The organism is Streptomyces profundus, from assembly GCF_020740535.1.
GTDB classification, from domain to species: Bacteria; Actinomycetota; Actinomycetes; order Streptomycetales; family Streptomycetaceae; genus Streptomyces; species Streptomyces profundus.
In genome coordinates this window covers 3,526,241-3,541,091 of record NZ_CP082362.1, presented here as the reverse complement: position 1 = coordinate 3,541,091, position 14,851 = coordinate 3,526,241, and the positions used below count along the sequence as shown (strand labels likewise).

Genomic DNA, 14,851 nt, shown 5'->3' with positions numbered 1-14,851 from the left:
CGGTCAGGAACTGGCCGCGCCCTGCGGATCCCCGGCGCCGGCGGGGTCCCCGCCCTCCGGACCGCCGTTGTCGGCGCCGCCCGGGTTGCCCGGGTCACCGCTGTTGTCGCCCGGGCCACCGCCCTCGGGGTCGCCGCCGTCCGAAGCGCCGCCGGGGTCCTCGTCCGGCGGGGTGGTGGGCGGCGTCTCGGGCTCCGTGGGGTCGTCGGGCTCCTCGGTCTCGGAGGGCGGAGGCTCCTCCGTCTCGGTGGGGGCCCCGGTGTCGCTCTCGGACGGGCTGCCGCCCGGATCGCTCGGGTAGTAGTCGTCGTCCGCCGGCGGCTCGTAGGTGTCCTCTGGCTCCGTGGGGTCGTCGGTCTCCCGCTCCGTCTCCTCGGGCTCGGTGACCGGCGGCTCCGTGGTCTCGTCCGGGCTCGTCGGCGCCTCGCCACCGCCGTCCCGGTTGGCCGCGACCAGCACGCCGGTGCCGATGGCCACCACGGCGAGCAGGGCGAAGAGCAGCATCTTCGCGCGGTTGTGCCGGCCGCGCCGGGCCGCTGTGCTCTCCTCGTCGGACGGATCGCCGCCCGGGTCGCCGAGCAGCAGCGGGGCGGTGAGATGGCCGGTGGGCGGGGTGTTGGCCCGGCCGGCCGGCGCGGCGGCCTGGGTGCCCATCGGGGGCGTGGTGGAGGGCGCGACCGAGCCGGTGTTCCACAGGCCGCCGGTGTGGCCGCCGTGCTCCTCCAGCATCCGGGCCGCGTACTGCACCAGACCGCGCATCTCCTCCGCGGTCTGGAAACGGTCGTCCGGGTCCTTGGCCAGCGAACGCATCACCAGGCCGTCCAGCTCCGGCGGCGACCCAGGGGTGACCTCGGACGGCAGCCTGGGCTGGTCCTGGACATGCTGGTAGACGACGGCCAACGGCGTCTCGCCGACGAACGGCGGGCGCTGGGCGAGCAGTTCGTAGAGCAGACAGCCGACCGCGTAGAGGTCGGAGCGGGTGTCGACGGCCTTGCCGAGCGCCTGCTCGGGCGAGAGGTACTGGGGCGTGCCCATCACCATGCCGGTCTGGGTCATGGTCTGCGCGGCGCCGTGCAGCGCGCGGGCGATGCCGAAGTCCATCACCTTGACGCTGCCGGTCTCCGTGATGATCACGTTCGCCGGCTTGATGTCGCGGTGCACGATGCCGTGGTGGTGGCTGTAGGAGAGCGCCTCCAGCACTCCGGCCACGATCGCCAGCGCCTGTTCGGGCGGCGGCGGCGCCTCGGAGTCGAAGAGCAGCTCCCTGATGGTGTGGCCGTTGACCAGCTCCATCACGATATAGGGGACGACCTGGCGGCCTACCTGCTCCTCGCCCGAGTCGTAGACGGCCACCACGGCGTGGTGGTTGAGGCCGGCCACCGACTGTGCCTCGCGGGTGAAGCGGATCTTGGAGGTGGGGTCCTGCGCCAGATCGGAGCGGAGCAGCTTCACCGCCACCGTGCGGCCGAGCCGCACATCCTCCGCCGCGAAGACCTCGGCCATGCCGCCCTGGCCGAGACGGCCGGTGAGCCGATAGCGACCCTCTCCGACCAACCCGTTGTTACCCCACAGCTCCGGGGAGTCGGGCACCTGGTCGCCGGGCTGGTCCGACTCCTCGTCGCCGGAGCCAGCAGCGCCTCGCACCTGTGCCATCAGTCCTCGCCGTAGTAGCTGGATCGCTCAACCATCAAACCCGTTCCGGGGTAGCGCTGACAAATTGAGCGCATCACCGCCGGTCACGGAACGGACAACGAGCTTGACGTTCGGGGGTGCTGGGGCAGACTGGGGACGGAAAACAACGAGTTCGTATGATGCGCGGTGCGGCACCCCCGTCCGATGGGGCGGTGCGGGAGCAACAGTGACGCCGCCCTAGGGGGATCAGTCGGATGAGTGACCACGCGCAGCCGCCTGCCGAATTTCCCGGGCGCTCGGTGGGGGGCGGCCGGTACCAACTGCGGAACGTGCTCGGCACCGGTGGCATGGCCTCGGTCCATCTCGCCTACGACGCGATGCTCGACCGGCAGGTCGCGATCAAGACGATGCACAGCGAGCTGGGCCGGGAGGACGCCTTCCGCGAGCGCTTCAAGCGCGAGGCCCAGTCGGTGGCGAAGCTGGCGCACACCAACATCGTCTCCGTCTTCGACACCGGCGAGGACCATCTGGACGGCGCGCAGGTGCCGTACATCGTGATGGAGTACGTCGAGGGCAGGCCGCTGCGCGACGAGCTGGAGGCGGACATCGCCGCCCATGGCGCGATGCCGGCCGACAAGGCGCTCCGGATCACCGCCGATGTGCTGGCGGCGCTGGACATCAGCCATGAGATGGGCCTTGTGCACCGCGACATCAAGCCGGGCAACGTGATGCTCACCCGCCGTGGTGTGGTGAAGGTCATGGACTTCGGCATCGCCAGGGCCATGCAGTCCGGGGTCACGGCGATGACCCAGACCGGCATGGTGGTGGGCACCCCGCAGTACCTCTCGCCCGAACAGGCGCTGGGCCGGGGCGTCGACGCCAGGTCCGACCTCTACTCGGTGGGGGTCCTGCTCTTCGAACTGCTCACCGGACGGCTGCCGTTCGACGCGGACTCGCCGCTGGCGATCGCCTACGCGCATGTCCAGGAGGAGCCCCCGGCGCCCTCGGCGATCAACGCCTCGGTGCCGCCGGCGCTGGACGCGATCGTCGCGCAGGCCCTGCGGAAGAACCCCAACGAGCGGTTCCCCTCGGCCGAGGTCTTCCGCACCGCGTGCCTCCAGGTGGCCGGCACGCTGACCGGCGCCGCGCCGATGATCAACCCCAACGCGCATACCGCGACCAACAGCGGCTCGGCCGTGTCGCAGGCGGTCTTCCCGCAGTTCGGCGCCCCGACGCCGACCCCGGGCACCCCGCCGCCCTCGCCCTACGCACCGGCCCCGCACACGCCGCCCACCGGCGGCTACGGCTACCCCAACACCGGCGCCCCGGCCACCCCGCCCCCGGGCCACGGCGCCGCGTCGGCCTACCAGATGAACGCGGCACAGGGCGCGGGCGGTTCGAGCGGTGACGGCTCCCGCAAGGGCACCAACCCGTGGCTGATCGCGGTCGCGGCGGTGTCGGCCATCGCGCTGGTCGCCGCGATCGCCATCGTGGTGCTCGTCAACGGTGGGGACGACAAGACGGACGATCAGGCGGGCAGCGGTGGCGGCGGCAGTCAGGGCACCGAGATAGAGCCGGAGCCGGGGGGCGACGGCGGCCAGGGCGAGGAGACCGAGCGTCCGGAGCGGCGTTATGTCGAGGGCGACCCGGAGCAGGCCATCGACACCAACAAGTGCACCCGCGCCAACGACTACTGGGACCAGGACGACCACGAGGGCGCGGTGGTGATGCCGGACTTCTACGGCTTCCACATCAACTCGGTCAAGGACTGCCTCCGCGCGGCCGGTTGGGCCTACGAGGAGGATCTCACCTACAAGGACGAGACCCTGAAGGGCGATGGGATGGTCGTCTCCCAGACGCCCGAGGCGCACGAGCCCTACGACCCCGAAGACGACGACCTCTACATCGAGTTGGTCGTCTCCACCGGCCTTGAGCCGGTCAACTGACCCCGCGCGTCAACCCGCTGACGCCACGCGGGAAGCGGGGCGTTTCACGTGAAACGCCCCGCACGCCCAGCTCCGGCCGTTCAGCTCCGGCCGCTCAACGGCGGGGCTCCCGCTCACCATGGGGTCGCGAGAGAGGCCAGAATGCGGTCGGCCAGGGGCCGTTCCCCCTCGACCCTGACCTTCTCGGCGGCCCGTCTGCCGCGCAACCGTCCGGTGACCACGCGGGTGAAGATCTCCCATTCCAGCGTGAAGGTGACCAGCGGCCCCAGCGACGGGCTGCCGTCCACCGCCCCCTTGCCGTTCTCGTCGACCCGGACCGTGCGGAGGAACTCCACGGGCCCGGTCACGTCGAAGACCACCGCCGACTTGACGGGCGCCCCCGCGTCCTCGGCGACCACCTTGGGCAGCCGCTGCAAGAGCACGTCGCGGGCGATCAGCGCGGCCGGCGTGTCCAGGGTGGTGGGCTGGCCCAACGCCCGCCTCAAGTCCTGTTCGTGGACCCAGACATCGCAGACCCGCAGCTCCAGGTAGTCCGCCAGCGGGATCTTCCCGTACAGCGGATGGGAGACCAGATCCGAGGCGCCGCGCCGCTCGTTCCGCAGCTGCCGGGAGCGGCGGATGATGGTGTACTCCAGCTCGCTGGTCATCTCGGGACCGGTGTGGTGCCGCCGCACATCGACCTGCACCTCGTTGTACCTGCTGGTCTCGTCGGTGACGTGGTAGAGGTCCCGGGGCAGGGTGTGGATCGGCCGGGGGTCGCCCAACGCCTCGCACTCGCCGCCGATCACATGCGACACCAGGTCGCGCACGGACCAACCGACGCGTTCGGTGGGGCGGTTCCACTCCCCGTCAACGAGCGAAGCCGCCAGCTCGGATATCGACTCGATGGACTGGGTCCAGGCATCGACAGACGGTTGCAGGCTCGAATGCACGGTCACGGGACCCCTCGTGGCGGTTTCGTCGCTGGCTGGGTGTTCACACGTTACGCCGCGCGGGCGCAACCGGTGAATGCTTTCTGGAGACGAATCCTAGGGTGCCCAAGCCGCCCATAGCCACTGAAGGGGTGCGATGGAGACCGGGCGGCGACGCCGTGCAGTGCGCCACCCCCCGGCCCCGTAACCACACTGTTGCGGACGAGTTTCACCAAACGGCGACGGGACCTCGTCAGCCCTGCCACAGGGCCCCGTCGACGCCGGCCGCTCAGCCCCGCTCCGCGCCCTCGCCGAGGAACGCCGCCATGGCGTTGGCCAGCAGGAACGGATCGTTCGCCGCGCAGAGTTCGCGCGCCGAGTGCATCGAGAGGATGGCGACGCCGATGTCCACCGTGGCGATCCCGTGGCGGGCCGCGGTGATCGGGCCGATCGTGGTGCCGCAGGGCATCGCGTTGTTGGAGACAAAGGACTGCCAGGGCACCCCGGCGCGCTCACAGGCGGCGACGAAGACGGCCCGGCCGGCGCCGTCCGTGGCATAGCGCTGGTTGACGTTGACCTTGAGGATCGGACCGCCGCCGGCGATCGGGTGGTGCCCGGGGTCGTGCCGCTCGGGGTAGTTGGGGTGCACCGCGTGGCCGGTGTCCGAGGAGAGGCAGAACGAGGCGGCCAGGGCCCGCGCCTGCTCGTCGAGGCCGCCGCCCCTGGCCAGCACCGAGCGGGCCAACACGGAGCCCAGCAGCGGGCTTTCCGCGCCGGTGTCGGACTGACTCCCCGTCTCCTCGTGGTCGAACGCGGCCACCACGGGGATATGGCGCGGAGGCTCTCCGGCGGCGGAGCCGACGGAGCCGAGCGCGGCGACCGCGGCGTGCACCGAGAGCAGGTTGTCCAGCCTGGGGCCCGCCAACAGCTCGCGATCCCGGCCGAGATAGGCGGGCGGCTCCACGCTGTGCGCCATCAGGTCGAAGCCCAGCACCTCGCCGGGCGCGACCCCGACCTCGGCGGACAGAAACTCGATCAACTCGCCTTCCCTGGGCCCGCCCAGGCCCCAGATCGGCATCATGTGCCGCTGCCGGTCCAGCTTGAGGCCCTCGTTCACCTGGCGGTCCAGATGGACGGCGAGCTGGGGCACGCGCAACAGCGGGCGGTCGACGCGCACCAGGACCTGCCGGCCGTCGCGCAGCGCCAGCCGCCCGGAGACGCCGAGATCCCGGTCGAGCCAGGTGTTGAGCAGGGTGCCGCCGTAGATCTCCACGGCCAGCTGCTTCCAGCCCAGCGCGCCCGCGTCCGGATGGGGCTTGATCCGCAGGTTGGGGGAGTCGGTATGCGCTCCCACCACGCGGAACGGCGTGCTCGGCGCCGCGCCCTCGGGCACATACCAGGCGATCAGCGCGCCACCGCGCACCAGATAGCGGCCCCCGGCCGTGCCGTCGAACGGCGCCGCCTCCTCGACCTGCCGGAAGCCGGCCTTCTCCAGGCGCTGGGCGGCGCTCGCCACCGCGTGGTACGGGGAGGGGGAGCCCGCCAGGAAGGCCATCAGCTCATCCGTGTGAGCCCGGTCGAAAGGTGCGTTCATGCCCCTCAGCATACGAACGCCTCAGGCCCCGGCGCCCGGCCCCGCCCCCGACAGCCTTCGCCCCGCTCCTCCCCGGAGGAGGAACGGGGCGGGGCGGGCCGCGTCAGAAGGCGGACTCGTCCAGATCCATCAGGGAGAGGTCGGTGCCCTCGGCGACGCCTCGGGCGACCGCGACCGCCGGCAGGACCGTGGCCGCGAAGTGCCGGGCCGCCACGATCTTGCCCTGGTAGAACGGGATGTCCTTGGCCGACGCCGTGGGCAGCTTGGCCGCCGCGACGGCGGCACCGCGCAGCAGCAGGTACCCGACGATCACATCGCCGGAGGAGAGCAGCAGCGACGTGGTGTTGAGGCCGACCTTGTAGAGCGAGCGGACATCCTTCTCGGTGGCCGCCAGATCCGTGAGGAGCACGCCGACCAGGGCCTCCAGCTCGGACGCCGCGCGCCCCAGCTGCTCCCTGGCCGTGGCCAGCTCCTCGCCGCCCGGGGCCTCCGCGAGGAACTTCTTGATCTCCTCGGCGATCCCGCTGAGCGCCACGCCCTGGTTGCGGACGATCTTGCGGAAGAAGAAGTCCTGGCCCTGGATCGCCGTGGTGCCCTCGTAGAGGGTGTCGATCTTGGCGTCCCTGATGTACTGCTCGATCGGGTACTCCTGGAGGTACCCGGAGCCGCCGAGGGTCTGTAGGGACTCGGCCAGCTGCTGGTAGGAGCGCTCCGAGCCATAGCCCTTGACGATCGGCAGCAGCAGGTCGTTCAGCGCGTTCTCCGCGGCGGTGTCCTCGCCGGCGGCCTCCTTGACCGCGATGTCGTCCTGCACGCTGGCGGTGTAGAGGACCAGCGAACGCATCCCCTCGGCGTACGCCTTCTGCGTCATCAGCGAGCGGCGCACATCCGGGTGGTGGGTGATGGTGACGCGGGGGGCCGTCTTGTCGGTGAACTGCGTGAGATCGGCGCCCTGCACCCGCTCCTTGGCGTATTCGAGCGCGTTGAGATAGCCGGTGGAGAGGGTGGCGATGGCCTTGGTGCCCACCATCATCCGGGCCAGCTCGATGACCTTGAACATCTGACGGATGCCGTCGTGCTTCTCGCCGAGCAGCCAGCCCTTGGCCGGGTGGTTGGCGCCGAAGGTGACCTCGCAGGTGTTGGAGACCTTGAGGCCCATCTTGTGCTCGACATTGGTGGCGTAGACGCCGTTGCGCTCGCCCAGCTCGCCGCTGTCCCAGTCGAAGTCGTACTTGGGCACGACGAAGAGGGAGAGGCCCTTGGTGCCGGCGCCATGGCCCTCGGGGCGGGCCAGCACCAGGTGGATGATGTTCTCGGTGAGATCGTGCTCGCCCGAGGTGATGAAGCGCTTGACGCCCTCGATATGCCAGGTGCCGTCCTCCTGGCGGATCGCCTTGGTGCGCCCGGCGCCCACGTCGGAGCCGGCGTCAGGCTCGGTGAGGACCATGGTGGACGACCACTCGCGGTCCACCATCAGCCGGGCGATCTTGCGCTGCTCCTCGGTGCCCTCGTCGTACACGACACGGCCGAAGCTGGGGCCGGAGGCGTACATCCAGATGGCCGGGTTGGAACCGAGGACGTTCTCGCCGGCGGCCCAGACCAGGGAGCGCGGCGCGTTCATGCCGCCCAGCTCCTCGCCGATGCCCATCCGCCACCACTCGGCGTCCATATAGGCGCGGTAGGAGCGGCGGAACGTCTCGGGGACGGGCGCCGTGTTGGTCGTGGGGTCGAACACCGGCGGATTGCGGTCCGCCTCGGCGAAGGACTCGGCAAGCTCGTTCTCGGCGAGGCGAGTGATCTCGGCGAGCACGCTCCTCGCGGTGTCGGTGTCCGTCTCCGAGAACGGGCCGCTGCCATAGACGGCGTCCCTTCCCAGGACCTCGAACAGGTTGAACTCGATGTCGCGGAGATTGGACTTGTAGTGCCCCATGACGACGACTCCGTAGCTGGCGATGGGTACCGGTAAGTAACGCCATGATGCTACCCACTGGTAATAAGAAGCAAGCGGAAACCGGTCAAGTGTGAGTCAGTAGTCTTTCCGGCATGTATGGCTACGACCAGCAGCCCGGCTATCCGGGACAGCAGCCCTATGGCGCGCCTCAGCAGCCGGTCGCTGGCTACGGCGGCCAGAGTTACTACCCCGAGCAGCAGCAACAACAGCCGCCGCCGGCCGCCCAGGCCGGACCGCCCGCGCCCCCGACCCTGGCCGACGCGCTGCGCGCCTACACCTCGGGCGCGATGTCGAGCGAGGAGTTCCACGACACCTTCCTCGCCGCCAAGATCTACTGCCCACGCGGCGAGAACCCGGGGTTCCTCGCGCTCCACAACACCCAGCAGCCGGTGATCCCGCTCTTCACCTCCCTCAAGGAGCTGCGCCGCTACGCGGGCAAGGAGTCGCGGCACTTCACGGTGACCGGCGGCGAGGTGCTCGACCTGCTGCCGAGCGGCTACGGCTTCGCCCTGGACATGGAGGGCGAGCACCGACTGGTGCTGGACGCCAAGTCCGTCGAGGAGATGGTCGAGTACACGATGCGGAGGCTGTACGGCTGAGCCGCCGCCCGGAGCGGGGCGCCGCACCCTCGACTAAAGTTGACTGTTCAACTAACCTCGGACATACGTTCCCTCGGGAATGATTCGTTCGAGGAGGTTGTCCCATGCCCGCCATCACCGTCGAGAACCCGCTGACCCTGCCGCGCGTGGCCGCGCCGGCGGACGCCGTGGCGCGCCCGGTGCTGACCGTGACCACCGCGCCCACCGGCTACGAGGGCGAGGGCTTCCCCGTCCGCCGCGCCTTCGCCGGCATCAACTACCGCCACCTCGACCCGTTCATCATGATGGACCAGATGGGCGAGGTCGAATACGCGCCTGGCGAGCCAAAAGGCACCCCGTGGCATCCGCACCGCGGGTTCGAGACCGTCACCTACATCATCGACGGCATATTCGACCACCAGGACAGCCACGGCGGCGGCGGGACGATCACCAACGGCGACACCCAGTGGATGACCGCCGGCTCCGGGCTGCTCCACATCGAGGCCCCGCCCGAGTCCCTCGTCATGTCCGGCGGCCTCTTCCACGGCATCCAGCTCTGGGTCAACCTGCCGGCCAAGGACAAGATGATGGCCCCCAAGTACCAGGACCTCCGCAGCACCAGCGTCGGCCTGCTCACCAGCCCCGACGGCGGCGCGCTGCTCCGCGTCATCGCCGGCGAGCTCGACGGCCACGCAGGACCCGGCGCCACCCACACCCCCATCACCCTGATCCACGCCACCCTCGCCCCCGGCGCCGAGCTCACCCTCCCCTGGCGCGAGGACTTCAACGCCCTCGCCTACGTCCTCGCCGGCCGAGGCACCGCAGGACCCGACCGCCGCCCCATCCACCTCGGCCAGACCGCCGTCTACGGCAACGGCACCTCCCTCACCATCCGCGCCGACGACAAGCAGGACAACAACACCCCCGACCTCGACATCGTCCTCCTCGGCGGCCAACCCATCCGCGAGCCCATGGCCCACTACGGCCCCTTCGTCATGAACAACCGCGCCGAACTCCAGCAGGCCTTCGACGACTTCCAAAAGGGCCGCCTCGGCACCATCCCCACCATCCACGGCATGAACGCGGAGGGGCCCCGCAGCTAGTCGGGACCTCTCAGGCGGACCCTGATCGGCTCCGAACGGCCCGGCACCGTCATCGACTGGTCGGACCGCGGCATCACCGAGCAGACCGCCCAGCCCTACGAAGTGACCCTCACGACCTGGACGCCGTCCGCCTCCCCTACCTCCTGGGCACCGCGATCGACACCCAGGAGCCAGTCCCCGCCCCGCAGTGCTGCCGTGGGTGTGCGGTCGGAAGGTCGTTTCGCCGGACGCGATCCGCGTTCACCACAGTCCGGGGGCGTCTTCGGTTGGCTGTCGGTCCCCCGGGAGGCCGGGGGGCACGGCGGTGGCGCGCAGTGCGTCCCAGTCGTCGTAGTGGGTGGCCATGGTGAGGAGCAGGTGGGCGGTGGCGTAGGCGTCGTAGGTGGCGCGGTGTCTTTGAGCGGGCGCGTGGGTGAGGTCGATGCCGGTGTGGGTGATGAGGGCGTCGAGGGTGTGGCGGGGTCCGTCGGGGTAGGTGGCGCGGGCGAGGCGGAGGGTGTCGATGACGCCGGCCGGCCGCCAGTCGGGGAGGTGGCGGGAGAGTACCCGGTAGTCGACGTGGGCGTTGTGGGCGCAGATCCATGCCTCGCTGAGCAGCCCGTGCACCTGCGGCGCGACCGTTTCCCACCTGGGGTGGTCGGCGAGCTGCTGGGTGGTGAGTCCGTGGACGCGGGCGGCGAACGGGGTGACGGGGTTGGGCGGTTGGATGAGCCAGTGTCCTGCGGTGGTGCTGTCGGGTTGGCCATCGCGGATGGGGAGGGCGGCGACTTCGACGAGGTCGGGTGGGTTGGCGCCGTTGCCCTCGACGTCCACGACGAACAGCGGTGGCCAGGTGGTGAAGTCGTTCATGGTGTCCCGTCCCGGGCGGGGGTCGGCCAGCCGATGTCGGCGCGGCCGTGGCGTCGGTGGTGGTGTGGCTTGGCGCGGTCGTGGCACTGGTAGCCGTAGGCGTGTTGCAGGTGGTAGCGCGGTGGTTCGTCCAAGCCTTCCACGATGATGGCCCACTCGGTGACCTCGACGTCGCCGGTGGCGCCGAGGGCGCGGGCCTGTTCGGTGACCTCGGCCGGGTCGGGGGTGTGCCAGGCGTCGGCGCAGAGGTTGAGTTGGGCGCGGGGGCAGATGTCGCAGAGTTCGCGGATGCCGTAGTGGCCGTTGTAGTCGGCTCGGCCGTGGGCGTACGCAACGGCGCAGGAGGTCTTGCGGAAGAGCGCCCCGTAGCGGGTGTTGGGGTCGCCGGCGCGGTGGAAGGCGGCCAGGATGCGGTCTTCGGTGTCCTCGGGGAGGATCTTGCGGCGGGCGGTGTCCTCGTAGGGGCTGGGTAGGCCGTTGGCCTGGTAGTAGGCGGCGATCTCGTCTCGGTAGAACAGGCCGGTGAAGACGGTGGCGTGGGCGTGTTCGGCGAGTTCGCGGGCGCGGGCGAGGTGGGTGGGGGTGTCGTTGAGGCCGGGGACGATGGGGCGCCAGTACAGGACGGTGCGGTAGCGGCGCGCGTGGGCGTGGAGGGTGCGCAGGCTGGCGGCGGCGATGCGGGAGTCGGCCGGCTCGATCCTGGGGGCGTCGATACCCGAGTGGGTGACCAGGACGGTCAACGTGATGTTGCGGAGGGAGTTGAGCACCGCGCAGTCCTCGGGTTCGACGCGCCAGCGGGTGATGACCAGGACGTGGTTGGTCAGGCCTTGTTGGTCGAGGAGGCGCAGGACGTTGAAGGTGTGCGGTTTGACGGGCGGGAGCATCGGGTCGGTCGCGCGGTTGAAGATCTGGACCGGGGTGCGGTGGGGCTGGAAGTAGCGGTGGCCGACGAGTTGGGCCACAGCCTCCTCGTCGCTCATCAGCGCCCGAGGAGTCTTCATGGCGTAGTTGCCGAAGAGGTGGCGGACGCAGTAGCCGCAGTCCAGCGGGCAGCCGACGATGTGGTTGAGGGAGAGGCCGGACTTGCGGTACTCGATCACCTCGGCCAACTCGGGTTTCAGCGCGGCGATTTCGCGCTGGCTGAGTAAGGGCAGGGTCCGGCGGTGGCCGGCGGTGGGGTGGTTCGTGTTCATGGCTGGGGCCTCCTGGCGTCGCGGGCGTGCGGCAGGTCGGGGCGGGTGGGGTGGAGGAGTTGGTGTTGGTGGGCGCCGTACCAGGTGCCGAAGTCGCGGCGCGCGGCGGCGGGGTCGTCGCTGGTGTGCACGAGGTTGTGCACCAGTCGGCCCTCGGCACGGGCGGTGGCCAGGCTGTCGGTCCCGAGATCACCGCGGATGGTGCCGGCGGCGGCCTGGGACGGGTCGAAGTGCCCCAGCAGCCCACGCAGCGTCACGGCGATTCCGGCCGGTCCGTGGGCGAGCGCGACCGTGACCCGGTGGCCCACGTACATGGTGCGCAGCGCGCCGGGCACGTCCACGTCGAACCAGTCCGCGTCCACCAGCAGATCCCAGTAGTGGACGAAGACCTGCCAGTCGGCGACCGTGAGCGTCGTCCTGGCGGCGATGTCGGCCACCGTGGCGAGCCGGTCCAACACGGCGTCTTCCAGGCCGAGGCGCACACAGTCGGGCTTGAGGAGCACCACGCTCCACCGCTCCCAGTCGATCCCGCCGAGTACCCCGCCCCGGAACTCCGGCGCCCGCGCGGCGGGGATCACCGCCCGCCTCCGGCAGGGGCGATACGGCGCGGCCAGCGGCGGGCCATCAGCCACCGGAACCCCGGGTCCAGCGCGGCGAGAACCGGCTCGGTGACCGGCTCGCCGGGGTGGTGGGTGATCTGGCGGTGGGCCTCGAAGAGCAGGAGAACCTGCTGCCAGTAGCGCGGCAGGCCCAACGCGGCGATGTCGTCCGGCTCGTACGCGGCCTGGTTGATGCGCAGCAGGTGCTCGTGCTCCAACACGGAGGCGATGGTCTGGAAGGTTGTCTCGCGCGGTAACTCCAGGAAGGGGAACGCCCGAACGGGGGACGTGTCGCGGGTGCGCGCCTCGCCGAGCACCCGTTGCACCTGGGGTAAGTCGCGCTCGCCGAGGTGGAGGGAGCCGACGTGATGGGTGTAGCTGCCCAGTTCCAGGCCGAGCAGGTTGGCGGCGAACTCCTGGATGAGGGTGAAGGAGAAGATGTCGGCGATCAGGCCCCGGTTGGCGTCGTTGGCCCGCATGTAGCAGACCATGTGCAACCGGCCCTCACGGGCCAGGAGGTGCAGGGCGACGACGCACGACACGTCCGGGTTGTTCGCCACCGCCAACTCCTCCGGGCGGAAGACCGACAGCACCGCGCGCTTGCTGTCGGCCTCCGTCCGCAGCAGGTCCAGAACCCGGTCGAACTGGGACTGCCCGGAGCCGGGCACCGGGTTGAACAGGCGCGCCCCGTAAGCCGAACCGATGGTGACTCCGTCGCGGGAGAAGTCCCGCATCCGGGGTGAATAGTGCGCCATCATCGCCAGATCGTCTCGGCCGGCCAGGTACCAGAGCGCCTCGGCGAAGTGAAAGACCGGGTTGACGCGCCGCGCCGCCAGATAGGGCACGCGCTGACGTGGGTCGCTGAGGCGGAACGACAGGCCAAGACACTCGTGGCTGCTGTTCCCCCGGGGCGCGTTGCGGTACTCGAACGCGCCGTCGATGTGAGCGAGGACATCAAGATAGGCGTCCTCGAAGGTGGCATACGCGGGCGGTTGGTGCATGAGACCTCCGAGAGTTGAGTGATCGGGGTCGTTCATGACGCGGGCCAGCCGAGCGACAAGGCTCGGCAAGCCGAAAGGCTGGCACGGCTAACCGATCAGCGCCGCGAGCTCCGCGTCGAGGTCCACAACGGTGCAGCGCTTGAGTTCCACGATCAGCTGGGAGGCCAGGAACCATTCCGTGCCCCGGTGTCCGTAGGGCAGGTGGTCGTCCTCATGAACCTTCAGCCGGGCGTTCGGCGTGGGGCCGAAGAGGGTGCCGAAGACGCCCCAGATCTTCGGGCGACGGGAGCGTACTCCGACCGGGTTGGTCAGGTGCGGGCAGAGGCGGACGGCGAGGGCGGCGCAGGGGAGGCAGACCGGGGGCTTGGTGGTCCTCGCCCCCTCGTAGCAGTCCTCGTCGTCGTTCATCAGGAACAGCCAGCCGTCCCGGGTGTGGCTGGCGATCTTGCCGCAGACCTGGCACAACCGCTCGGCCTGCACCTGGCGTTGGCGTGCCGGGTGCATGGCGGGGAAGTTCGGGCGGCCCTCGCCGGGCGCTTCGCGAACTCGGGCCCACAGCACGCCGAAGGTGTCGCGGTCGGCGGGCGTCTCGTCCCGGTAGCGGATGCCGGCCAGATCCGAGCGGATCGCCACCCCTCGCCCGTCGGGTTCTTCGCCGCTCCAGGCCGCGGCGTAGGGCACCGGGAGACGGCGCGGGCCCCAGGTCATCAGGGCTTCGGAGACGAGGAGTTCGGGCACTGCGATCAACTTTCCGGGCGGGGGCTGAAGGGGTGGGGTTGCGCGGTGTCGCGGTCGGCCTGAGCGATGCGCCGGACCAACGCGACGGTGAAGACACCCCCCGGAAGGAGGGGGTGCCAACAACGCGAGCGGTGCGGCGCACAGCGCCAGCAGCATCAGGCGGACTGGTCCTCGGCGTCCGGCTCCGGCCAGTCGGCGGCCGGTCGGTCACCGTTGACGAGGACGGGGACGCGCTCACCGTGGGCCAGGGCGAGCAGGGCGTTCTGCACCACGGGCGGGGATTCCAGCAACTCCCGCATGGGGCGCCAACCAGCACCGTCCGTGAGAGATACCGCGTCGCAGGGCGGGGTGTCCGACTGGCCGCCGTCGAGGATGTAGTCGAGCGCGATCGGGAGCCCGGACGGGCCGTGTTCCAGACTGACGGCCAGCGCGTACGCGGCCTCCTGGTAGTAACCGGTCCGGGAAACGCTCAGGTGCCACGCGGTCCGAACGGGACAGTCGCCGGGCGGGACGATGCTCGTCGGCAACTGCCAGCCGCCCTCGACATGGGGATCTCGGACCATCAGCACGTGGTTGTCGCGCGTGGTCGCCAGCAGCGATACCCGCACTGCCAAGGCGCGTTCGCTCGCCGGCGAGGGCTCGGTGGCCATGTGCTGCCTGGGATAAGAAACGGTCTGCGGCATTGGATACTCCGATCTTTTGGCTGGTCGGGTGGTAGGAGGAAGACGCGGATCCGCGTGTGGTGTTGACGGCCCA

General features: G+C 70.4%; 13 protein-coding genes. 3 read left to right on the top strand and 10 right to left on the bottom strand.

The features are described from left to right. Positions 1 to 3 precede the first annotated feature (3 nt). Entirely contained in the window at positions 4 to 1,653 is a 1,650-nt protein-coding gene (locus tag K4G22_RS15600) for a protein kinase domain-containing protein (protein WP_228080841.1), read from the bottom strand. A gap of 233 nt (positions 1,654 to 1,886) precedes the next feature. Here K4G22_RS15600 and K4G22_RS15595 point away from each other — a divergent pair, with 233 nt between their 5' ends. Then, positions 1,887 to 3,578: a Stk1 family PASTA domain-containing Ser/Thr kinase gene (locus K4G22_RS15595; protein ID WP_228080840.1), complete on the top strand. Its 1,692-nt coding sequence runs from the start codon at positions 1,887 to 1,889 to the stop codon at positions 3,576 to 3,578. Positions 3,579 to 3,691: 113 nt separating this feature from the next. Here the strand turns inward: K4G22_RS15595 and K4G22_RS15590 are convergent, their stop codons facing one another. The 3 genes from K4G22_RS15590 to K4G22_RS15580 all read right to left on the bottom strand — a co-directional run bounded on the left by K4G22_RS15590 (position 3,692) and on the right by K4G22_RS15580 (position 8,013). Then, positions 3,692 to 4,516 (bottom strand): maleylpyruvate isomerase family mycothiol-dependent enzyme, encoded by an 825-nt coding sequence (locus K4G22_RS15590; RefSeq protein ID WP_228080839.1) that lies wholly within the window; start codon positions 4,514 to 4,516, stop codon positions 3,692 to 3,694. A gap of 262 nt (positions 4,517 to 4,778) precedes the next feature. After that, positions 4,779 to 6,083 carry a M18 family aminopeptidase gene (locus K4G22_RS15585; protein WP_228080838.1) on the bottom strand — a complete coding sequence of 435 codons (1,305 nt, stop codon included), beginning with the start codon at positions 6,081 to 6,083 and terminating at the stop codon, positions 4,779 to 4,781. A 103-nt stretch (positions 6,084 to 6,186) separates the two neighbouring features. Beyond that, positions 6,187 to 8,013: an acyl-CoA dehydrogenase gene (locus tag K4G22_RS15580; RefSeq protein WP_228080837.1), complete on the bottom strand. Its 1,827-nt coding sequence runs from the start codon at positions 8,011 to 8,013 to the stop codon at positions 6,187 to 6,189. A 113-nt stretch (positions 8,014 to 8,126) separates the two neighbouring features. On the opposite strand from K4G22_RS15580, the gene K4G22_RS15575 reads away from it, so the two are divergent. Further along, complete coding sequence (locus K4G22_RS15575) at positions 8,127 to 8,633, top strand: SseB family protein (RefSeq protein ID WP_228080836.1); 507 nt, start codon at positions 8,127 to 8,129, stop codon at positions 8,631 to 8,633. A 104-nt stretch (positions 8,634 to 8,737) separates the two neighbouring features. Next, positions 8,738 to 9,715, top strand: a complete 978-nt coding sequence (locus K4G22_RS15570) for a pirin family protein (protein ID WP_228080835.1) — start codon at positions 8,738 to 8,740, stop codon at positions 9,713 to 9,715. 240 nt (positions 9,716 to 9,955) lie between these two features. On the opposite strand, the gene K4G22_RS15565 is transcribed toward K4G22_RS15570, so the two are convergent. From K4G22_RS15565 to K4G22_RS15540, 6 genes are all read right to left on the bottom strand, one after another. Next, the gene (locus tag K4G22_RS15565) at positions 9,956 to 10,564 is read right to left on the bottom strand and encodes a 3'-5' exonuclease (RefSeq protein ID WP_228080834.1); all 609 of its coding nucleotides are present in this window, start codon (positions 10,562 to 10,564) and stop codon (positions 9,956 to 9,958) included. Beyond that, a complete protein-coding gene (locus tag K4G22_RS15560; protein ID WP_228080833.1) occupies positions 10,561 to 11,757 on the bottom strand; it encodes a radical SAM protein in 1,197 nt (398 codons plus the stop codon). Before K4G22_RS15560 ends, K4G22_RS15565 begins: the two co-directional genes overlap by 4 nt. Further along, complete coding sequence (locus K4G22_RS15555) at positions 11,754 to 12,335, bottom strand: nucleoside-diphosphate kinase (RefSeq protein ID WP_228080832.1); 582 nt, start codon at positions 12,333 to 12,335, stop codon at positions 11,754 to 11,756. Before K4G22_RS15555 ends, K4G22_RS15560 begins: the two co-directional genes overlap by 4 nt. Further along, a complete protein-coding gene (locus tag K4G22_RS15550; RefSeq protein WP_228080831.1) occupies positions 12,332 to 13,357 on the bottom strand; it encodes a thymidylate synthase in 1,026 nt (341 codons plus the stop codon). Before K4G22_RS15550 ends, K4G22_RS15555 begins: the two co-directional genes overlap by 4 nt. Positions 13,358 to 13,444: 87 nt before the next feature. After that, positions 13,445 to 14,095: a hypothetical protein gene (locus tag K4G22_RS15545; RefSeq protein WP_228080830.1), complete on the bottom strand. Its 651-nt coding sequence runs from the start codon at positions 14,093 to 14,095 to the stop codon at positions 13,445 to 13,447. A gap of 155 nt (positions 14,096 to 14,250) precedes the next feature. Further along, entirely contained in the window at positions 14,251 to 14,709 is a 459-nt protein-coding gene (locus K4G22_RS15540) for a hypothetical protein (protein ID WP_228080829.1), read from the bottom strand. Between the last annotated feature and the right edge of the window lie 142 nt (positions 14,710 to 14,851).